The organism is Occultella aeris (genome assembly GCF_902703175.1).
GTDB lineage: Bacteria > Actinomycetota > Actinomycetes > Actinomycetales > Beutenbergiaceae > Occultella > Occultella aeris.
This window is the reverse complement of record NZ_CACRYJ010000017.1, coordinates 144,502-164,486: the sequence shown is the minus strand read 5'-3', so window position 1 is coordinate 164,486 and position 19,985 is coordinate 144,502. Positions and strand designations below refer to the sequence as shown.

Annotated in this window: 15 protein-coding genes; 9 read left to right on the top strand and 6 right to left on the bottom strand. The window is 72.9% G+C overall.

The features are described from left to right. Positions 1-77: 77 nt before the first annotated feature. The 6 genes from HALOF300_RS06440 (at position 78) to HALOF300_RS06415 (ending at position 4,858) form a co-directional block, all read left to right on the top strand. Entirely contained in the window at positions 78-1,409 is a 1,332-nt protein-coding gene (locus HALOF300_RS06440; protein WP_156740118.1) for an L-fuconate dehydratase, read from the top strand. Further along, a complete protein-coding gene (locus HALOF300_RS06435; RefSeq protein ID WP_156740117.1) occupies positions 1,406-2,173 on the top strand; it encodes a FadR/GntR family transcriptional regulator in 768 nt (255 codons plus the stop codon). Before HALOF300_RS06440 ends, HALOF300_RS06435 begins: the two co-directional genes overlap by 4 nt. A gap of 93 nt (positions 2,174-2,266) precedes the next feature. Beyond that, positions 2,267-2,509 carry a type II toxin-antitoxin system VapB family antitoxin gene (locus HALOF300_RS06430; RefSeq protein WP_156740116.1) on the top strand — a complete coding sequence of 81 codons (243 nt, stop codon included), beginning with the start codon at positions 2,267-2,269 and terminating at the stop codon, positions 2,507-2,509. Continuing rightward, on the top strand, positions 2,506-2,892 hold the full coding sequence (locus tag HALOF300_RS06425; protein WP_156740115.1) for a type II toxin-antitoxin system VapC family toxin: 387 nt from the start codon (positions 2,506-2,508) through the stop codon (positions 2,890-2,892). Before HALOF300_RS06430 ends, HALOF300_RS06425 begins: the two co-directional genes overlap by 4 nt. A gap of 93 nt (positions 2,893-2,985) precedes the next feature. Then, positions 2,986-3,987 carry a hypothetical protein gene (locus HALOF300_RS06420; RefSeq protein ID WP_156740114.1) on the top strand — a complete coding sequence of 334 codons (1,002 nt, stop codon included), beginning with the start codon at positions 2,986-2,988 and terminating at the stop codon, positions 3,985-3,987. A gap of 157 nt (positions 3,988-4,144) precedes the next feature. Beyond that, a complete protein-coding gene (locus HALOF300_RS06415; RefSeq protein WP_156740113.1) occupies positions 4,145-4,858 on the top strand; it encodes an MgtC/SapB family protein in 714 nt (237 codons plus the stop codon). A gap of 7 nt (positions 4,859-4,865) precedes the next feature. Here HALOF300_RS06415 and HALOF300_RS06410 read toward each other — a convergent pair whose 3' ends face one another. Beyond that, positions 4,866-5,486 (bottom strand): NAD(P)-dependent oxidoreductase, encoded by a 621-nt coding sequence (locus HALOF300_RS06410; RefSeq protein WP_156740112.1) that lies wholly within the window; start codon positions 5,484-5,486, stop codon positions 4,866-4,868. Between the two features lie 97 nt (positions 5,487-5,583). Here HALOF300_RS06410 and HALOF300_RS06405 point away from each other — a divergent pair, with 97 nt between their 5' ends. The 3 genes from HALOF300_RS06405 to HALOF300_RS06395 are packed head-to-tail and all read left to right on the top strand — an operon-like array spanning position 5,584 to position 8,296. Next, a complete protein-coding gene (locus HALOF300_RS06405; protein WP_156740111.1) occupies positions 5,584-6,168 on the top strand; it encodes a TetR/AcrR family transcriptional regulator in 585 nt (194 codons plus the stop codon). A gap of 30 nt (positions 6,169-6,198) precedes the next feature. Next, positions 6,199-7,608 carry a TrkH family potassium uptake protein gene (locus HALOF300_RS06400; protein WP_231955101.1) on the top strand — a complete coding sequence of 470 codons (1,410 nt, stop codon included), beginning with the start codon at positions 6,199-6,201 and terminating at the stop codon, positions 7,606-7,608. Continuing rightward, positions 7,601-8,296 (top strand): potassium channel family protein, encoded by a 696-nt coding sequence (locus HALOF300_RS06395; protein WP_231955100.1) that lies wholly within the window; start codon positions 7,601-7,603, stop codon positions 8,294-8,296. The genes HALOF300_RS06400 and HALOF300_RS06395 overlap by 8 nt, the downstream gene beginning before the upstream one ends. Before the next feature lie 9 nt (positions 8,297-8,305). On the opposite strand, the gene HALOF300_RS06390 is transcribed toward HALOF300_RS06395, so the two are convergent. Genes HALOF300_RS06390 through HALOF300_RS06370 form a run of 5 tightly spaced genes read right to left on the bottom strand, consistent with a single transcriptional unit; the run spans position 8,306 to position 19,959 of the window. Further along, positions 8,306-12,439: a helix-hairpin-helix domain-containing protein gene (locus HALOF300_RS06390; protein ID WP_156740110.1), complete on the bottom strand. Its 4,134-nt coding sequence runs from the start codon at positions 12,437-12,439 to the stop codon at positions 8,306-8,308. Between the two features lie 30 nt (positions 12,440-12,469). Further along, on the bottom strand, positions 12,470-13,480 hold the full coding sequence (locus HALOF300_RS06385; protein ID WP_156740109.1) for a hypothetical protein: 1,011 nt from the start codon (positions 13,478-13,480) through the stop codon (positions 12,470-12,472). Between the two features lie 2 nt (positions 13,481-13,482). Beyond that, positions 13,483-17,856 (bottom strand): hypothetical protein, encoded by a 4,374-nt coding sequence (locus HALOF300_RS06380; RefSeq protein WP_156740108.1) that lies wholly within the window; start codon positions 17,854-17,856, stop codon positions 13,483-13,485. Next, complete coding sequence (locus HALOF300_RS06375) at positions 17,849-19,453, bottom strand: baseplate J/gp47 family protein (RefSeq protein ID WP_156740107.1); 1,605 nt, start codon at positions 19,451-19,453, stop codon at positions 17,849-17,851. Before HALOF300_RS06375 ends, HALOF300_RS06380 begins: the two co-directional genes overlap by 8 nt. Beyond that, on the bottom strand, positions 19,450-19,959 hold the full coding sequence (locus tag HALOF300_RS06370) for a GPW/gp25 family protein (protein ID WP_156740106.1): 510 nt from the start codon (positions 19,957-19,959) through the stop codon (positions 19,450-19,452). The genes HALOF300_RS06375 and HALOF300_RS06370 overlap by 4 nt, the downstream gene beginning before the upstream one ends. Positions 19,960-19,985: the final 26 nt, after the last annotated feature.

Here is a 19,985-nt window from a genome sequence, read left to right as displayed (position 1 = left end):
TCGGATGACTGCATAGGGTTGTTGTGGTGCGCTTCGGCGTGCCCTTGGCTGCCCGGATCCGACCCAGGAGAACCCACATGACTCGCATCGTCGGCGTCGACATCGAGGACGTCCGCTTCCCCACCTCCCTCACGGCCGATGGCTCGGACGCCATGAACAAGGACGGCGACTACTCCGCCGCATACGTGGTGCTGCGCACCGACGGGCAAGGGCCCGACGGCGACCCGTTGGCCGGTCACGGCCTCACCTTCACGATCGGTCGGGGCAACGACATCGTCGCCGCCGCCGCGCGGGAGCAGGCGGCGCAGCTCGTCGGACGGGATGTCGCCGACGTCGTCGGTGACCTCGGTGGGGTGTACCGCGACCTCACGGCGGACTCCCAGATCCGCTGGCTCGGCCCGGAGAAGGGCGTGGTGCACCTGTCCCTGTCCGCGGTGATGAACGCGGTCTGGGATCTCGCGGCACGCGCCGCAGGCAAGCCGCTGTGGCGTCTGCTCGCGGACCTGAGCCCCGAGGAGCTGGTCGACGTCGCGGACCTGCGCTACCTGTCCGACGCCCTGACCCGGGACGAGGCCATCGCGATCCTGCGGGCCCAGGAGGCCGGCAAGGCCGAGCGCATCGCCGAGCTCGAGCGCACCGGCTACCCCTGCTACACCACCTCGGCGGGCTGGCTCGGCTACAGCGACGAGAAGCTGCGGCGGCTGTGCCAGGAGGCCATCGACGACGGCTACAACCACATCAAGCTCAAGGTCGGCGCGAACCTCGAGGACGACATCCGCCGCTGCTCGATCGCCCGCGAGGTGATCGGGCCGGACCGGACCCTGATGATCGACGCGAACCAGGTCTGGGACGTGCCGCAGGCGATCGAGTGGACGAACGCCCTCGCGCAGTTCGACCTGCTCTGGATCGAGGAGCCCACCTCGCCCGACGACATCCTCGGGCACGCCGCCATCAAGAGGGGCGTGGCACCCATCGGGGTCGCGACCGGCGAGCACGCCCACAACCGCGTGATGTTCAAGCAGTTCATGCAGGCGGGGGCGATGGACTTCTGCCAGCTCGACACCGGTCGCCTCGGCAGCCTCAACGAGATCATCGCCGTGCTCCTGCTGGCGGCGAAGTTCGAGGTGCCGGTGTGTCCGCACGCCGGCGGCGTCGGCCTGTGCGAGATGGTCCAGCACGTCTCGATGCTGGACTTCGTGGCCGTCTCCGGCACTCACGAGGGCCGAGTCACCGAGTTCGTCGACCACCTGCACGAGCACTTCACCGACCCGTGCACCGTGTCCGGTGCCGCCTACCGGGTGCCGACCCAGCCGGGCTACTCCACGCAGATGCACGAGTCCTCGATCGCCGAGTTCCGGTTCCCGGACGGTTCGTACTGGGCCGGACGCCTCGCCGAGACGTCGGCATGAGCCCCGGTCCGGGGTCCGCACCGGCGCCGGATCCAGGTGGGGATGCGGACGACGGCCGGCGTGGGTCCCGGACCGATCATGTGGTCACCGGGATCGCCCGGCTGATCATCGACGGCGACCTCGCCCCGGGGGACCGGCTGCCGGTCGAGAAGGAGCTGGCGGCCCGGTTCGACGTCTCCCGCGGCTCCCTGCGCGAGGCCGTCCGGGCACTGGCCGCCCTCGGTGTGGTCGAGTCCCGGCAGGGTGACGGCACCTACGTGACGAGCCTCGACCCGGCCCTGCTGGTCGGGCCGCTCGGCCTCGCCGTCGACCTCCAGGCGGCCGGGCACGGCGCGCACATCCATTCGGTGCGCCGGCTGCTCGAGGTGGAGGCGGCCGGCCTCGCCGCCACCCAGGGTCACGCCTCGACGCCGGAGCTCAGCGACGCCGTCGACGCCGTCGAGGCCGCCGCCGCGATGCTGGTGGACGTGCCACCGGGCGGGCTCGACCGCGCCGCGTTCCTGGATCTCGACCTGGCCTTCCACCGCGCCATCGGCGCGGCCTCCGGCAATCCCGTGCTCGCCGCCCTCATCGAGGCGCTCGCCGGCCGGACCGCGAGGCACCGGCTCCTGCGCAGTGCCACCGAGGCCGGGGTGGAGCACCGGACGCAGGCCGAGCACGAGGCGATCCTGAGCGCCGTCACCGCCGGCGACCCGGAGCGGGCGCGGGTCCGGATGGCCGCACACCTGCTCGCCGTCGAGGACTTCCTGCGCGGGAGCGAGTGACGTCAGGAGAGTCGCGACGGCGCCCGTCCGCCTGACCCCAGATGCGAACCACCCACGAGGGTAGACGGCACCATAGAATGGTAGAATCTACCGATGAGCCTCAACATCAAGAATGAGCGCGTCCATGCGTTGGCTCGCGAAGCGGCCGAGCGCACGGGCCGAACCCAGACGGGTGCCATCGAGTTCGCGCTCGAGCGGCTCCTGGCGACGTTGCCGGAGCGCGACGAACGCGGCGGAGCGCGGATCGACCGGCTCCTCGAGGACCTTCGTGGGCGGCTCGGTGACGACACCCTCACGACGGACGACCTCTACGACGAGACCGGCCTCTACCGGTGATCGTCGATACCTCGGCCGTCGTAGCCCTGATCCTCGACGAACCCGAGGCGGCTGCGATCCGCGCCGCGCTCGTCTCGGGTGCGGTGATGTCGGCGGCCACGTACGTGGAACTCGGTGTCGTCGTCCACCGCAAGGGAGGTGAGGCCGCGACCAGGAGGCTCGACGCACTGTTGGAGGAGCTTGGGATCGAGATCGTGCCACTCACGCCGCGACAGGGCAGGCTCGCCCGGGCGGCCTACGCGGAGTACGGCCGAGGCAGTGGCCATCCCGCGGCACTGGACCTCGGTGACTGTTCCAGCTATGCACTCGCAGCCGACCGCCGTGAGCAACTGCTGTTCGTCGGTCGCGACTTCGTCCATACCGACGCGGTGAGTGCGCTCTGACCCGACCGGTCGCACCGAGGTAGGGATAGCACCCCGGCCCCTCACGTGTTGGCGCCCCTGTGCCGGTGTGCAGGCGTCCATACGTTGGTCGACATGCAGACGATCGAGCCCGCGACCAGGCGCCCACGACCGACCTCCGGGGCCTGGGTGCCGACCGTCCCCGAGTGGCGCCGCTGGCACCGACCACTGCTGTTCACGGCTGCGGGCATGGCCACCCTCGCCGTCTTCTCGGCGATCGCGATCATGGTCGACGACCGCACCCTGATGGATGAGCCGATCTGGGTCAAGACCCTCAAGTTCGGGTTCTCGTTCGGCACCTACCTGCTCACCCTGGCCTGGCTGATCAGCAGGATGACCAGGGCCCGCCGGTTCGCCTGGTGGACCGGCACGGCCTTCGCCGTCATCAGCGCCATCGAGGTCGGGGTCATCGCCGCCGCCGCAGCGACCGGCACCTACAGCCACTTCAACACCGCCGAGGACCCACTCAACCTGGTGGTGCAGGCCGTGTTCAAGTACGGCATCCCGGTGATGTTCCTGACGAACGTCGTCATGGCCGTGATGGTGCTGTTCCAGCGGATCGACGACAGGCCCGTCACCACCACCATCCGGTGGGGCCTGCTGCTGTCCACGCTCGGCATGTTCGCGGCGTTCTTCATCGTGTCGGTGGGAGGCCAGGGCGTCCGGACGGTCGAGGATGCGAACGGCCGGTCCGTGGAGCTCAACGCCGGGCACGGCATTGGCGACCTCGACGGAAATGGGATGTTCCTGACGAACTGGAGCCTGACCGGAGGTGACATGCGGGTGCCCCACTTCGTCGGTCTGCACGGCATCCAGGTGCTGGTCGTCGTCACGGTGCTGCTCGCCGTACTCGTCGACCGATACGCCTGGCTGCGTGACGAGCGGGTCCGGGCCGGGCTCGTCCGGTGGCTGGCCGTCGGGTACCTGGGACTGTTCCTGACCCTGGCCTGGCAGGCGTTGCGGGGGCAGTCGGTGGTGGACCCCGACGGCGTCACGCTGGTCGCGTTGATCGCCTCCGTCGGGATCGCGCTCGCCGGGATGCTCGTGACGGCCCGCCGGTCGGCGCGCGGACGCTGAGTGGGCCACGGGCGCCCGTTGCACGGTCGCCGATCAGGTGGCTCGGTCCGTGGGTCCTCCACTAGGGTCGGCTGGCCACGGCGGCGTCGCGCTCGAGGACGTCGCGACGGTGCGTGACCATCCCCCCACGATCCCCGACGACGGGAGTTGACCGACGGTGCCATTCGCCAGTGACACGGTGCTGACAGAGCTGTACCTACTTGGAATCGCGTTCGTCCTCTGTGCGGCCATCGGCACCGAGCGCCAGGTCCGCCAGAAGGCGGCCGGGTTCCGCACCCACGTGCTGGTCGGCACGGGATCGGCCGGCTTCACGCTCGTGTCCGCGTTCGGTTTCGAGAACGTCCTTGGCGCGGACGTGAACCTGGATCCGTCCCGGATCGCCGCTCAGATCGTCAGTGGGATCGGGTTCCTCGGCGCCGGGGTCATCTTCACCCGCAAGGACGTGGTGCGCGGGCTGACCACGGCGGCCACGATCTGGGTCGCCGCCGCGGTGGGCATGGCCGCCGGGGCGGGGATGGTCGCCCTTGCCATCCTGCTGACGGTGCTGCACCTGCTCTGCCTGGTGGTCCTCGCGCCGCTGGTCAGGCGGATCCCGACCAAGGACCGTCGCCGGGTCCTGCGGCTGACCTACCTCGACGGCAACGGCGTCCTGCGCCGCATCCTGGCGGCCGCCAACGGGGTCGGCTTCGCCGCCTCGCTGCTGTCCACCCGGCACACCAGGATCGACGGCGAGGACTGCGTCCTCATGGACGTCCGGTTCTCCGGCCGGTACCCGCTGGCCGACCTGATCCCGACCCTGTCCGAGATCGACGGCATCCGCGGCGTCGCGGTGCGCGACATCGACGACGACATCGACGACGAACTCGCCTGAGGCCGACCTACCGGGCGACCGACACGGACCGGCCGACGGTCGTCGGATCCTCCAGGAGGTCGACCATCGCGCGGGCGAGATCGGCGCGAGCGATCCGGATCCCGCCGCGCACGTTGCCCTCGCGCCGCTCCCGGTAGCCGGCGCATCCCCGGCCGTCGGTGAGCATGGGTGGGCGCACGATCGTCCAGTCGAGACCCGAGTCGCGGATCACCGCCTCGGTGGCCACCATGTCCGCGAACTGGTCCCGCAGGACCCGCTGCACGATCGGCTTCGCGAGGTAGCGGGTGAGCGGTCCGTCGCCCTCGTTGAACGGACCGCTCGCCGTGATGAGCGCCAACCGATCCACGCCCGCGATCCTCATCGCCCGGACGGTCGCGATCGCGGCCTTCTCCATCACGCCGACGTCGGTCTTCTCGACCGGTCCGATGCAGAACGCGACCGCGTCCGCGCCGGTCATCGCTTCGGCGAGCGCGGTGGCGTCGGTGCCCTCGGCGATGGCGGCGTTCCAGTCGGATGGGGCCTTGGCGGGGTTACGCACGACGGCGATCACGTCGTGGCCCCGGGATGAGGCGTGGTCGACGAGCTCACGGCCGGTGCGGCCGGAGGCTCCGAGAACTACGAGTCGCATGAGTGGGTCTCCTTGTTCGAACGGTGAGTGAGTGTTCACTCACCCCGTGATCAGGATAGGGTGAGTGAACACTCACTTGTCAAGGAGGCAGGCCACCATGTCGGCACGGGAGCGGATCCTGGACGCAGCCGCATCGGTCATGCGCGATCGCGGCATCGCGCGGGCGACCACCAAGGAGATCGCCCGGGTGGCCGGGTGCTCGGAGGCGCTGCTCTACAAACACTTCGTCGACAAACAGGAGATCTTCCTGGGCGTGCTCTCCGAGCGCATGCCGCCCATCGCCGGCGCCGCCGAGCTCACCGGCACGGTCCGCGAGAACCTCGAGACGCTCACTCGGGACGTGCTGGTGTTCTACGTCCGGACCTACCCGATCGCAGCCTCGGTGTTCAGCGAGGCGGATCTCCTCAGCGCCTGGCGGGAGGGCCTGCGGGCGCGCGGCGCCGGCCCGCAGGTCGTCCACGCCATCGTCGAGGACTACGTGGCGAGCGAGCGGCGGGCCGGCAGGCTGCCGACCTCCGTCGATCCGTGGGCCACGGCCGTCCTGCTCTGCGGGGCAGCGCTCCAGCAGGCATTCCTGGCGACGTTCGCCGGCGAGACCGAGATCCCGGACGCGCAGGAGATCGCAGCCCGACTCGTCGCGGGCGTCCTCGGCCCCACCGAACGACACGCCCCGCCTAGGTGAGGATGCGCGGACAGGTCTAGGTTTCGTCTGGTGTCCACGCAAACACGGCCGATCGTGCCCCGCGGCGCCCGCCCGGCGGTGCTCGGGCGACCCGGGCAGGTCCTGGTCGCGAGTTTCGCGGGAGCGATCGTGGTCGGGACCCTGCTCCTCATGCTCCCGATCGCGGTCGTGTCGGAACCCGTACCCGGGCCGTTGCCGGCGGACGTCGGTCCGTGGGGCGGCGCACCGGTCCTGGCGGCGCTGTTCACCGCGACGTCGGCGGTCTGTGTCACCGGGCTGATCGTGGTCGATACCGCCACCTACTGGAGCCCGTTCGGACAAGTGGTGGTCCTCGCCCTGATCCAACTCGGCGGGCTCGGCATCATGACCTTCGCCTCGCTCCTGACGATCCTGCTCGCGCGGCGGTTGGGTCTGCGGTCCCGCCTGATCGCCAGCGCGAGCGTCCGCAGCGTCAGCCTCGGGGACGTCCGCGCCATCGTCATCGGCGTCGCGAAGGTGGGCTTCGGCACCGAGGCCGTCGTCGCCGTCGTCCTCGCGGTGCGCCTGGCGACGGGCTACGGGGCCGGGCTCGGGGAGTCCGTGTGGTTCGGCCTCTTCCACTCGGTCTCGGCCTTCAACAACGCCGGCTTCGCGCTCTACACCGACAACCTGATGGGGTTCGTGACCGATCCCTGGGTCTGCCTGCCGATCGCGGCGGCCGTGGTCCTCGGCGGCCTGGGGTTCCCGGTGCTCTTCGAGCTCCGCCGGCACTTCCGGATGCCCCGCAAGTGGTCGATGCACACCAAACTGGTGATCTCCGGGACCGTCGTGCTGCTGCTCGGCGGGGTCATCACGATCACCGCACTGGAGTGGTCGAACCCGCAGACCCTCGGCCCACTGGACCCGGCCGGCAAGATCCTCGCCGGGGTCTTCGCATCGGTGGTGGCCCGGACGGCGGGCTTCAACAGCATCGACGTCTCGGCGATGCACACCCAGACCTGGTTCGCGCAGGACGTGCTGATGTTCATCGGCGGGGGTCCGGCCGGGACGGCGGGTGGCTTGAAGATCACGACGTTCGCGGTGCTGTTCTTCATCATCGTCACCGAGATCCGCGGCGGCACGGCCGTCAACATCTTCGGCCGACGCCTCGCCCGATCCGTGCACCGGGAGGCCACCACGGTCGCCCTGCTCGCGGTCGCCGTGGTCATGATCGGAACCTGGTCCCTGCTCATCATGACCACCTTCAGCCTGGACCAGATCGTGTTCGAGGTGGTGTCCGCCTTCGCGACCGTGGGGCTGTCCACCGGGATCACCCACCTGCTTCCCGCCGGTGGGCAGCTGATCCTGGTCGCACTGATGTTCATCGGGCGCCTCGGGCCGCTGACCCTGGCGTCCGCGTTAGCGTTGCGTTCTCGCAGTTCCTACGTCGAGCTGCCGAAAGAAAGGCCGATCATTGGCTAGCATCCCGCGGGCCGCGCGTGGCTCGATCGCCCTGAACGACTCCGATTCCGTGGTGGTCGCCGGCCTCGGGCGGTTCGGCAGCGCATTGGCGGTCGAACTGGCCGAGGCCGGTGTCGAGGTTCTCGGCATCGACACCGACGAGGAGATCGTCCAGGGACTCAGCGACACCCTGACGCACGTGGTCCGGGCGGACACCACCAAGATGGAGGCGCTGGAGCAACTGGGCGTTCCGAACTTCTCGCACGTGGTGGTCGCGATCGGTTCCGACGTCGAAGCCTCCATCCTGACCACCTCCTGGATGCTCCGCTTCGAGATCGAGCACCTCTGGGCCAAGGCGATCAGTGAGCCGCACGGCCAGATCCTCACCCAGCTGGGCGTCCGGCACGTCGTGTCCCCCGAGTCGGACATGGGCCGGCGGGTCGCCCACCTGCTGCGCGGGTCGATCGCCGATTATCAGGACATCGGCGGAGGGTTCGCGACGGTCACCGCGAAGGCACCGCCCTCGATGGTCGGGAAGTCCCTCGATCAGGTCGGCCTGCGCAAGAAGCACAACCTGAACGTGGTCGCCGTCATGCAGCAGGACGGCACCTGGGCGCACGCGACCGGCGAGACGATCCTCAACTGGGACGACACGGTCATCGTCATGGGACCCTCCGCCCTCGCCGAACGGTTCATCGACATGGCGTGAGCGGGTCGGTCAGAGGCCGAGCAGCACCCGGCTGCCGCGGGTGCGCACGAGCGCGGCGGCGGCGGCGATGATCCGCGGGGCCAGCGTCGTAGAGACCCCGGGCAGGGTGGCGACCAGGGTTGGGTCGGCAGCGGCGAGCGCGACGACGTCCGGAACCCCGGCGGCCACCAGCGCCGCGGCCCGGGCCGGACCGATGAAATCGACCTCCTCGAGGGAGGCCTCGACCACGACCTCCGCGACCAGGGCCGGGCCGGTGGCGGGGGTCCGGGCCGGCAGCCGGAACGTCGGGAGCGCGACCGCGCTCGGCTGCCCGCCGGCCCGGCCGACGACCCGCCCACCGGTACGCACGAGGCCCGTGCCGCACGAGGTGCAGATGCCCACCGAGACCGGCCGCCCCGCCGTCGAGATGGCCTGGGGCGCGCGGGGGACCGGTGCCGTCCGTCCGCAACCGCGGCAGTAGCAGGCTGTGCCGTCCTCGCCCGAGCCGGGCGGGGTCGGCGGGCAGAGCCCCTCCGGCGGCACCGGCGCGGGTGCGGTCGGTCCCTCCTCGAGGACCACGCCGACCCCGGTCAGGCTCACCTCGCCCGGGGCCTCGGAGGCCAGGTACACCTCCACCTCGGTCGGCGAGCCGAGCCGCAGGTGCAGGTCGGTGAGCGTGAGCGCGGCGCCCGGTGGCACCACGATCGCGAGGATCGCCTCCACGGCGCCGGCCGGGACGATGCCGGTCGCGCCGTGGGCGTCCAGGTCGAGTTGGTCCACCTCGAGCACCACGGACTGCCCGACGGCGGCCGTCGTCTCGTCGGCGAAGCGCATCTCGAGCCGTGTTCCCGGGGCGCCGGTCGTGACCGCCCGGAACGTCAGTTCGTAGGTGTCCCCGGCGCTCACGCCGACCAGCTGCGCGAGCTCCGACGGCGCCGCACCGCCGTTCGTGAACGTCGCCCCGCCGTCGGTCGGCGTGCTCGTCAGGGCCACCGACGCCACTGACCCCACCGGGCTCCAGGTGCTCCCGGCCACGTCCGCGGAGCCGGCCAGGCTGACGTCGTCGACGAGGAGGTAGGACTCGGCAGCATGGAAGCGCACCTCGGCGCTGCGGGCGCCGGCCGGCGCGGTGAGGACGGCCTCGTGATGGGGGACCCGCTCCAGGACGGATCGGTCGGCGGTGTCGAACACGCTCACCGGCACCCGGTCCACCCGCTCGACGCCGCAGGCGTCCCCGATCCAGCGCACCTGCGCGCTGGCCCCCTCGACCAGCGCGACGCCGTCGAACGTGAACCGGTATCGGGCGCCGCCGATGACCGGGACAACCTGCGCGAGCGCCGACTGGATCGCGGCGCCGGCCACTGCCGCCCGCCGCAGGCCGGGCCCCGGTGCCGGGACGGGCGCCGGCGCCGGGGTCGGCGCACGCCCGAAGGACGCCGGCCGGTCCCCGATCAGGGCCATCAGCCGCCCCGTCGGCAGTGCGATCGGGCGCACCTGACCGGCGGTCAGCTCCCACTCCACCGGGACCGGGTCGCCGATCGTGATCAGCACGGCGGCGTCGGCGAACGGTCGGGTGAGCACGGCATGGGTGCCGGGCGGGCTGACGGCGACCCCCGGGTCACCGTCGCCGCCCAGGTCGTAGCGGCCTGCACTGGTGCGCCGGGCGGCGACGTCGAGCACCGTGACCGCATCGGCGCCCACCACGACGGCGAGGCCACCCGTGGCGTCCAGGGCGAGCGCGCTCGCGGGCGAGTTCGGCCCGCCGACGCCGACCCGTGCGCCGACCTGGAGGTTCCCTGGGTCGAGGTAGCGCACCTGGGCCGCGGTCAGCACCAGCACCCGGCCCGGCGCGCACGCGACGCCGCGGGCGCCCTCGACGACGTCCGGCGCGGCCTCGCGGCGGTCCCCGACGCCGACGGCGGCACGGTCGTCGTAGACGAACAGGTGCGTGACCTGGTCGGCGCCCGACGACGGCGGCGGGGTCCGGGTGAGCACGGCGACGAGGCCGTCGACGCCGGTGGCCAGCGCGACCGGCACGCCGGGCACGTCGTCGGCGACGGCGTCCGCGGGGAACGGGCCCCCGGTGGCGGCCGCCTCGAGCAGGGCCCAGTCCAGGTGCCGGACCACGGTGCGCCGCCCGGACTCGGTGCTCGTCACGCCGGCCAGGTAGACGCCGAGGCCGTCGGCGGCCGGGGCCAGGTGCGTCACCGGGTCCGGCACCACGATCGGCTCACCGAGGGGCCGCCCGGTCGCCACGTCGACGACCACAAGTGCGCCGCGCGTGACGCTGGAGGAGGACAGGCCAACGCCCCGACGCACGTCGATCGAGACGAGCAGCCGCCGCCCGCCGGGGTCGATCGCGACGGCGAGCGGCTCGCCGGCGACGAGGTCCGTGCGCAGCAGCCGACGGCGGGAGTACGTCTCGTAGGCGGTCAGGACGACGACCGGCGCGTCGTCGACGAACCGGTGGCCGACCACGAACACCTCCGCGCCGTCCGGGGCGACCACGGCCAGGTCCTGGGCCACATCGGGCGCCCCGGGCAGGCGCCCGGTCTCGGCCGGCTGCTGCCCCACCCGGTACCACTGCCCGAAATCCCCGTTCGCGATCTCCTCTCCGGCGCCCGGACCGCCGCCGGCGGACGCCAGGGCGGTGTTCAGCGCGTCGGCGACCTCCGGGAAGTCCAGCGAGAAGTCCACGGCGCCGGACGGGGCGAACCGCTGCAGCGAGACCGCCACCTCCTGCCCGCCACCGCCCGCGCGCAGCTCCAGCGGCATCCGGAACCCGGTGGTCGTGTGCCGCAGCCGCAGGGCGGCGGCCGCGCCGATCCCGGCCGCGCCGACGGCACCCGCAGCACCTCCCGCACCGACAGCACCGGCCGCACCGGCAACGTCGACCGCCCGCCAGGACAGTCCGCCGTCGCGGGTCTGCTGCAGAGCCGGGCCGGGGAGCCCACTCTCGTCGGCGGGCCCCGGTGCGGCGCTCCACGCGGCGCGCCCGGCGGTGGCCTGCACCACCAGCCAGACCCTGCGGGCCGCCAGTTCCAGCTCCCCGGGCAGCGGTACGTTCAGCCAGGTCGGTGCGCCCGCCGTGTCCCGGTTGATGACCAGCTCCGCGGGCCGCGGGAGCAGGGCCGTGCGGCCGGGTTTGCCGTCGTCGTCGGCGAACAGCCCGACGGCGAGGCTCGCCTGCGCGGAGACGGAGGTCACCAGCAGGTCCACGGACGTCGCGACGAGCGGCGCGGCCGGCCGCAGCGGCTGAGCCAGCGACCCGCCGGCCTCGACGGCGACCAGGTCGACCGCCGCGGTCGCGGTCACCGGCCCGTGCACCACCTGGGTCGGGGAGAACGCGCCGAGCACCTGCCCGGTCGTGCCGGCGACCACGGCGCCCGCCGGTACCGCGACGACCAGGCGACCTCCGCCGTCGGACGGGACGCCGTCGAACGCGTACTGCGCGCGCACGGTGCGCACCTGCGCGGCCGCGACGGCGAGCGTGAACTCGACGTCGAGGGTCACGTCCAGACGGGCGATCGAGTCCGAGTGCAGCACGAGCTCGAGCACGTGCGCGCCGTTCGCCACCGGCAGGCCCGGCAGCAGGGCCGTCACCACCTCGCTGAAGTCCGGTGTGGTGAGGGAGGCGGTCAGGTCCCCGAAGTGGGACCAGAACACCGGACCGCCGGCGACGGCGAGCGTGAGGTTGCTCGGTGGGGAGGCGACCCGCAGCACGGACACGTCCACCCCGCCGGCGGGCACCCGCAGCCCGGTGACGCTCACCCCGGGCAGCTCGGTCGCGTTCGAGAGCTCGAACGCCGGGCCGTCGGTGAAGCCGCCGTTGGAATCGAGCCCGAGGAACCCGCCGCCGAGATCCACCAGCAGCGGCGCACCGGCGAGCCCGCTGCCGGTCAGCGACGCGAGCCGGCGCCGGGCGCGCAGGTCCAGCTCGAGGGCGCCGGTGCCGACCACCTTCGACGCCCCCCACGAACCCGGTCCGGTCCCGGCGCCGAACGTCAGCGACTCCAGGAACCGGCTATCGGCGTCGGCGCTGACCGGCGTCAGGGTGAGGGTGGCCCGGCCGAGCACGGCGCCCACGGGGAGCCGGCGCAGCACCAGGCGCCGGTCCCGCTCGAACGGCAGCAGCGCACCGGTGTGCCGTGCCTGCACGTGCATGGTGACCTCCACTCGTGAGCCGGTCGGGACTCAGACCTTCAGCAGGACCATCAGCTTCAACTCGTTCTCGAACCGGCCGATGTTGTCGTTGCCGGGCAGGTCCTGGTCCGGGTCCAGCACCGGCTGGCTCGGGTCGTTGATGTAGGCGCGCGCACGGGACTCGGGCCCGTCGTCCGCGCGGTGCGGGGGCACGAACCAGAGGGCGGTCCGGTTGTTGTCGAGGTGCTGCACACCGACGTTCGCGGGCCGTGGGAGGAGCCGGACGCCGTCATTGCCGATCACGTTCAGTCCGGCGAAGTTGACCGTCTTGCGGGGGTGGCTGATGAACAGGATGTCGTCCCAGTCCCCGTTGTCCTTGAGCCGCTTCACGGTCTGCTGCTCCTTGCAGCAGCGTTCGAACCAGGGCGAGCGGGCGTACTGGTCGTCGTTGAACCGGTCGTTCGGGGCCGCGAAGAACGCCTGCCAGAACTCGGTCTCGAGGTCGTCCAGGTTGGAGGTGTCCGTGTAGGAGACCTGGTACCGGGTGAGCATGTCCTTGAACGGGATGCCGACGTCCGGTCCGTCGGGTGGCTGGATGTCGATGGCGCGCCGGCCACCGGAGTTGTTCGGGACCCGGACCCGGCGCTCCTCCGCCTGGCACAGGTAGAACGTGGCGAACGCGGCGCGGGTCTCGTCGTCCTCCCGGGCCGCCACCTCGAAGTACTCGAGCTGGTAGAGGTCCACGAGCGGCGGCGTGCCGAGCTCGTGCTCGATGACGGTGATGTCCCCGCCCTTGAGCACCTTGAACAGCTGCTGGTACCCGGTGCGTTCACGGACCTCGTCGAGGACCCGGCGGGCCACCTCCTCGGTCAGGGCGGCGATGTCCAGGCCGCCCACGTGGTGGGCGTCGTCGGCCGTCGCGACGTGGGTGATCGCCTCTGCGGCCGCGGCGGCCTGCGCTCGGATGTCCTCATGGATCTTCACCTGCATGGTGTTCCATGCGTCAGCGGTGACGAGATCGCCGGGCTCCTGGGTCACGTACGGGGGTGCTGTCTCGGTCATGATCATCCTTCCTCTGCGGGTCGATCCGGCACTGCCGGCACTGTGGGGCCACCGAAGCGAGCCCGGTCCCTGGTGACGACGGCGCGGATCCCGGCCGCCTTGGCTGTACCGACCCCGATCGGGGTCGGGTCGAGCAGACGTTCGGCGAGCGTGGGTGGCTCGGGTCCGGCCACCACGGCGCGTGCGTTCTCGAAGCGGGCACCGGGCAGGTGCACGGTGACGTCGTAGATCTCGGGGCCGACCACGCGCATCGACACGCTGATGTCGTTGCCGTACGCGCCCGGATCCGCCGCACGGACCTCGAGGAACCCGGGCGCAAGTCCCGGTCCCCCGACGTACATCCGGGCCGGCTGGGTCGGGGAGCCGAGACTGAGGTGTACCGGCTCCCGGAACGGGAGAGCCACGGCGCGCCAGCCGATCGGGACGGTCGGCGCCGGCGAGCACTCGATCAGGGCGGACTCGGCGTTGACCCGGGTGATGACGTTGTCGTCGTCGCCCAGCGGCTCGGTCACCACCCCGGCGATCAGCTCCGGCTCGGCCGCGCCGAACCGTGCCTCGCCGAAGACGCGCCCGAACCGGGGGTCGAGGTCCGCGGGCAGGTTCACCTCGAACGCCCCGGCGGTGTGCGAGTCCCAGGTCACCCTCACGTGCGCGCTCGCGGCGCGGTCCGCCGTCGCCGTGAACCGGGCCGGCACGGCGGTCGGGGAGAACCGGCTCACGTCGAACACCGCGTCCTCCACGCAGGGGCCACCGGCGAAGAAGTCCTCGTCGAAGATCGCCTCGTCGAACCGGGCCGCGTCGCACTCGGTCCAACTCCACCGGTTCCGGCCCCGGCGCACGGTGAGCGGACTGAGCGTGCCGTGCCCGCCGCCGGTGCTCACGTGGATCAGGGCGGGGTCCACCGGGTGCCACCCGGATGGTCCTCGCACCCGTGCGCCGATACCGTCCGGCGCCCATTCCAGGACGAGTTCGCCGCGGGCCGGCACGGTGGTGTCCACGTGCACCGACCATCCGGCGGCCGGGTCGGTCAGCCGAGGTCCGTGGACGCCGCCGGGGGAGTCCACGCGCACCCGTCCGGGCACGTCCGCCGAGCCGGACGAGGAGAACACCAGCACCCCGCCGTGCGCGAGGGCCGCGGTCACCGTGTCCGTGGTGGGCGGGTACTCGACCACCTCCAGGTGACGGGTCGGCACCACCTCGACGGCGCCGCCCGGCCCGGTCGTCGGGGACGTAAGCAGGAGCCGGTCGGTGGGGCCGAGCGCGGCCACGCCGGGGGCCACCGCCTCGATCGCGGCGACGATCTCGGCGCCGAGCGTGGCCGACGGCGTCACCCCGGCCAGGTCGGCGTCGACCGGTTCGCCGTGGTCCAGGCGCAGCCGCAGCACCGAGCGTTCGGCCAGATCCACCGGTGCGAGCAGGTCCACCTCGCCCTCGATCGTGGCGGGAGCGGGGTCGGTGCCGGTCACCGATCGGCCCGTGGTGCCGAACAGCAGTGGCGCGGCGTCGCCGACCTCGGCGCGGCTCACCTCGAGCCGGCTCGTCGGTCCCGTGGTCGGAGAGGTCAGGGCGAGCGCGAGGCCGCCGGGGATCGGCACGCTCGCCGCGTCGGCCGTGGTGGCCGCGCGGATCGCGGCGCTGATCGCCGGGAGGTCGACTGGAGCGGCACCGCCCGGACCGGAGCCGCCGCCCGGAGCACCCGAGGCAGCGGTGAGGTCGACGTCCACCGGTGCTCCGCCGTCGACCCGCAGTCGGAGCAGGTGCCGCGCACCCAGGTCCGCGCCACCGGTGAGGTCGACCGTGCCGACCACCCGGGCCGCGGTCGCGGCCAGACCGGTGTAGGTCCGCGGTGCGGGGATGCCGAGGACCGCCGGGGTGGCGTCGGTGCCTGCGGTGGGCGCCTCGATCACCAGCGCGCTGTTGCCGCCGACGGTCGGCGAGGTGAGCAGCACGTGGGCGCCGTCGTGGGCGGCGACCGGGGCGCCGAGGGCGACGTTGATCTGGGCGCAGATCCGGGCCAGACCGAGGGTAGCCGCGGTGGTGCCGTCGCCGAGCGGGATGTCCACGGGCGCGGCGCCGTCGACCCCGAGCCGCAGCGCCGCGTCGGCGGGCAGCGGCGCCCCGGCCTCGAGGTCCACGGTGCCGGTGAAGTGCACGCCGGCCGGCCCGGTGCCGGTGACGGACCCGACGGCGGCGGCCCCGAGGACCTGATCGGCGGCGTCCAGCGGATGCGGCGGTTCGAGCGCCACCCGGGACGCCGCGCCCTGCGTCGGGTCGAGGAGCACCACCGCGCGCCCGTCGGTGCTGACCTGCAGCCCGGGGACGCCGTCGGCCAGGTGCTGGGCGATCTCCGCCGCGGTGGTCGCGCGCGGGCGCGGCCCGGCGCAGTCCACCTCGACGGCGCCGGAGTCGCCGACCACGACCCGCAGGAACGAGCCGCCGGTCAGGTCGATCCCGCCGGACAGGTCGGTGCTCGTGGCCAGGCGCGCGGACGTGCCGGGCAGCCCGTGGGCGGTGCGGGCGGTGAAGCCGAGCACCGTGGTCGCGGCCTCGTCGAGGACCCGGGCCCGGGTCACGAACCGGCGCCGCACGGTGCTGACGATCGGCTCCACCTCGAGCGATCCCGCGGCACCGGTGGTCGGCGAAGTGAGGATCAGGTGGGCGCCGTCGTCCCCGGCGACCGGGTCCTCCTCGGCTCCGAGGGCGGCGTTGACCGCGTCCGCGAGCTCGCCGACGCCGGCGGCGGTCACGTCCGCCACCCCGGCGCGCAGGTCGATCTCGACCGATTCGCCACCGTCCACGGCAAGCCGGATCAGGTTCCGGGAGGAGAGACTCAGCCCACCGGCGAGGTCCGCGGTGCCGGTGAGGTTCGCGGTGACCGGCGCCGTGCCGCGACCGGAGCGGGGCCGCAGGCCGAGCACGTCGAGCGCGGCGTCGCCGGCGACCTCCTCGATGCGCAGTACCGCGGTCGGGCCCTCGGAGGAGGACGCCAGGCTCAGGCGGGCGCCGTCGTGGGAGGCGCACTCGGTGCCGAGGCCCTCGTTGATCGCGGTGACCAGTTCGTTCGGGGTTGTCGCGGCCGGGTCGAGCCCGGCCACGTCCAGGGTGACGGCGGGGTCGGCGTCCAGGCCGAGCCGCAGCTGCGAGCGCCCGCGCAGGTCCACGCCGGAGCCGATCGCGCGGCCCGAGACCACCCGGGCCGGGGTGGCGTCGGTGCCGACCGCGAGCAGCGGCGCCGAGCCGAAGAGGGTGGTGGTGGCGGACTGGGCAGCGGGCTCGGTCAGAGCGATCGAGCCGGCCGCGCCGACGGTGGGGGAGGTCAGGGTCAGGAAGGCGCCGTCATCGGTCGCGACCGGGATGCCGGCGCCGCCGTTGATCGCCGCCGTGATCTCGGCGACGTCCACCGCCGCCGGGTCCGCCGCACCTGCGGCGCAGTCCACCTCGGCGACGTGGTCGGCGTCGGTGACGATCCGCAGGTACCGGGCCACGCGTAGGTCCACCGGGGCGGACAGGTCCGCCCGGCCGGTGATCGTGGCACGGCGTGAGCCGGCGCCGGTGTACCGGCGGGGCGCCAGCCCGAGCACGAGTTCGGCGGCGTCTTCCGGGCCGTCCTCGACCGCGACGGCGGAACCCGGCCCGGTCGTGTGGGAGGTGAGGACGAGGTGGCCGGCCTCGACCGTCGCGACGGCGGCGCCGAGTTCCGCGTCGAGCGCGGCTGCGAGTTCCGCTGCGGTCGCGCTCGCCGGGTCCGCGACGCCGGTGGTCAGGTCCGCTGGGATCGCACCGCCGTCGTCGAGGGCCACCCAGAGCGTGTGCGCGCCGGTGAGGTCGATCCCGCCGGCGAGGTCGACGGTGCCGACGAGCCGGCCGGGGGCGGCGTCCCGCCCGGCGACCCGGGCGGCACCGATGCCAAGCACCGCGGTGGCGGCGTCGGCACTCCGGGGCGCGCTCGTGGTGAGCACGTCCGTGACACCCGTGGTGCGGTCCCCCGGTGCCCTGTCCCACCAGGCGTCGAGCGAGGCGTCCTCGATGTGCAGGCCGAGGGCCTCCGCGGTGATCCGCAGGATGCCCTGCACCGTGACGGTCCCCTCGAGGTGGGTGCGCACGAACGCGAGCAGGTGCTCACGGAACTCCTCGACGCTCTCGTCCGGGCGCGGCGCCAGCCCGTACAGGGCGGCGAACAGGCCCAGGTCCGTGATCGCGGTCTCGCCGGCGTCGGCGAAGGTCACCCAGTGTGCGCGCATCACCGCGATCAGGGAGTTCTCGGCGGACTGGAGCTCCCCGCCGTTGGCGTCGGTGAAGGCCCGGAGCGCGCTCGGGTCGCCCCGCACCGCGAAGGTGGGTGGCAGGTTCGCCAGGATGCGATCGGCCTTAGGCATCGGCGTCCTCCGTGGCGACGTCGGCGGGCGTCATGTCGAGCGCGATCCACCACTGCTCACCGGAGACCTCGGCGCGGACCGCGAACGCGCCGGCCTCGATCTCGGCGTCCGTCGCCGGTTCGCCGGCGCGGTCGGGTGCCGTGGAGACGAGCAGGGACCGGTCCGGGATCCGGCCGGTGGTGGGTGCGTTCACCCCGGCCGTGGCCACCGAGGCGGCCAGCGCGGCGCGCAGGGCCGCGTCGTCGGAGCCGTCCGGCAGCAGCTGGACCGCCTGCACCAGGGCGTCGACGAGCCCGGCGTCGCCCTCCGGCCCGGCCAGGTCCGCGCGGGCGACCACGACGTCCACGATGGTCGCCTCCAGGACGTCCGGGACGGCGCGGATCGCGGTGAGCAGGCTGGCGCCGTCGGCCGCCTCGCCCCGGGTGAGCCCGTCCACGTACGCCGCGGCGGCGGCCACGACGTCCGCGCGGACCTGCTCCTGCCCGGGGCCGGACAGGCCCGCTGTGATGCTCGCGCGCACCCGTGGGGTGATGAAGACGTACCGGGCCACCAGGGTGGCCGCCACCCCGGCGGCGCGGGTGGCGTGCACGGCGTCGGTGAGGGCGGGCAGCCGCTCGGGCTCGGCGTCGACCACCACCGTCACCGTGCCCGGCTCGGAGCGGGACCCGAGCGGTGAGTTCGGGTCGAAGAACTCCACCGGCGTGCCGCGGCCCTCCCGGATCACCCGGTCGAGCGCGGCCAGGGTGGCCTTGCCGAGCGAGCGCAGCGCGGCCTTCGCGCGGGTGCGCAGCTCGTCGTCGGTCTCGTCCGCGGCGGCCCGGATGGTCGGGTCGAGGTTGCTGACGTTCTCGATGCCGGCGATCGGCTGGGTCATCTCGGAGATCGCGCCGGCGGCCACGAGGCCGTCGTCCCCTGCGAACGCCACGTCCGCGCGGATCGGGGCGTCGATGCGGACCTGCCCGGTCTGCAGGGTGCGCGGCTGGGTGGTGGTGAACACCTTCGCGTCTGCGGTGGCAAGCCGGGTGCCGGCCGGGATGTTGATGTTGCCGTCCACACCCGCGGCGCGGAAGAACGTGGCGAGGCCTTCGGCGAACTCGGCGTTCTTGCGGGTCACCCCGAGGATCGCGACCACGTAGTCCAGTGAGGTCCCCGTCGCGGTGTCCACGAAGGCGGAGAGATAGGCGAGGTTGATCTGCTGGTAGACCACGGCGATCTCGCGCCCGATGGCCTCCGTCAGGGTGCGGGTCACCGATCCGACGTTGATGTCGGAGAGCGGGGAACGGGTGTCCAGGCGGAAGTAGTCGACGTAGAACGTGGACTCGTCGTCCGGGTGGGTGCCGTCCTCGAGCCAGATGACGCTGTTCGTCGCGGTCCCGCTGAACGTGAAGTCGATCGCTAGCAGGAACGTGCGTGGCGCCCCGCCGGAGGTGCCGGTGATGCCTCGGATGCCACCGGCCGGCTCGGCGAGCGGGTACGTGCCGATCTTGAGGTCGAACACGATCGGCTCGTTCACCACCCCGCCGACCACGGAGGTGAGGATGTCCCCGACCAGGTCCCCGTACGGCCGGTTGACGAGGTTGACCACGTCCTCGTTCATGATGCACCTCCAGGTATGCCACTGAGTGGCACGCCGACCACGAGGTTCAGCTCGGTCGAGGTGCCGATGATGACGACGGCGGCGCGCACCTCGAGGCGGGTGGGGTCACGTGGGTCGGTGGTCACCGTGACCGTCGCGACCCGCTCCACCCGCGGCTCCTCGGCGAGCGCCTGCAGCGCGTAGAGCTTGGCCCGGTTGCGGGTGGTGGGCGTGTTCGGTTCGCCGATGAGCTCGTGGAGCCGGCTGCCGTAGGTCGGGTGGCCGAGGTGGCCGAGCTCGCCCACCTCGGTGAGGAAGCGCAGCAGCAGCGCCTGTTCGAGGTTCTCCCAACCGGTCACCGGGAGCAGGTCGTGGCCCGGGTCCGGCTGACCGGGCTCGAGCAGCTGCGGGCGGGGCCCGGTGCGTAGGTCCTCGCCCCGCTCGCGCTGGGCGGCGGTCAGCAGGTCGCCGACCAGGCGCAGGTCGGTCCCGGCGAGCGCCTCGCGTTCGGCGGTGGGGATGCTCATCGGGTCCTCCTCTCTGCTGTTTCGGT

What these genes read in the sequence shown, in the direction of transcription:
- HALOF300_RS06435 (WP_156740117.1), top strand. Translation starts at nt 1,406, where the DNA reads ATGAGCCCCGGTCCGGGGTCCGCACCGGCGCCGGATCCAGGTGGGGAT.
- HALOF300_RS06375 (WP_156740107.1), bottom strand. Translation starts at nt 19,453, where the DNA reads ATGAACGAGGACGTGGTCAACCTCGTCAACCGGCCGTACGGGGACCTG.
- HALOF300_RS06380 (WP_156740108.1), bottom strand. Translation starts at nt 17,856, where the DNA reads ATGCCTAAGGCCGATCGCATCCTGGCGAACCTGCCACCCACCTTCGCG.
- HALOF300_RS06440 (WP_156740118.1), top strand. Translation starts at nt 78, where the DNA reads ATGACTCGCATCGTCGGCGTCGACATCGAGGACGTCCGCTTCCCCACC.
- HALOF300_RS06370 (WP_156740106.1), bottom strand. Translation starts at nt 19,959, where the DNA reads ATGAGCATCCCCACCGCCGAACGCGAGGCGCTCGCCGGGACCGACCTG.
- HALOF300_RS06385 (WP_156740109.1), bottom strand. Translation starts at nt 13,480, where the DNA reads ATGACCGAGACAGCACCCCCGTACGTGACCCAGGAGCCCGGCGATCTC.
- HALOF300_RS06410 (WP_156740112.1), bottom strand. Translation starts at nt 5,486, where the DNA reads ATGCGACTCGTAGTTCTCGGAGCCTCCGGCCGCACCGGCCGTGAGCTC.
- HALOF300_RS06390 (WP_156740110.1), bottom strand. Translation starts at nt 12,439, where the DNA reads ATGCACGTGCAGGCACGGCACACCGGTGCGCTGCTGCCGTTCGAGCGG.
- HALOF300_RS06430 (WP_156740116.1), top strand. Translation starts at nt 2,267, where the DNA reads ATGAGCCTCAACATCAAGAATGAGCGCGTCCATGCGTTGGCTCGCGAA.
- HALOF300_RS06420 (WP_156740114.1), top strand. Translation starts at nt 2,986, where the DNA reads ATGCAGACGATCGAGCCCGCGACCAGGCGCCCACGACCGACCTCCGGG.
- HALOF300_RS06405 (WP_156740111.1), top strand. Translation starts at nt 5,584, where the DNA reads ATGTCGGCACGGGAGCGGATCCTGGACGCAGCCGCATCGGTCATGCGC.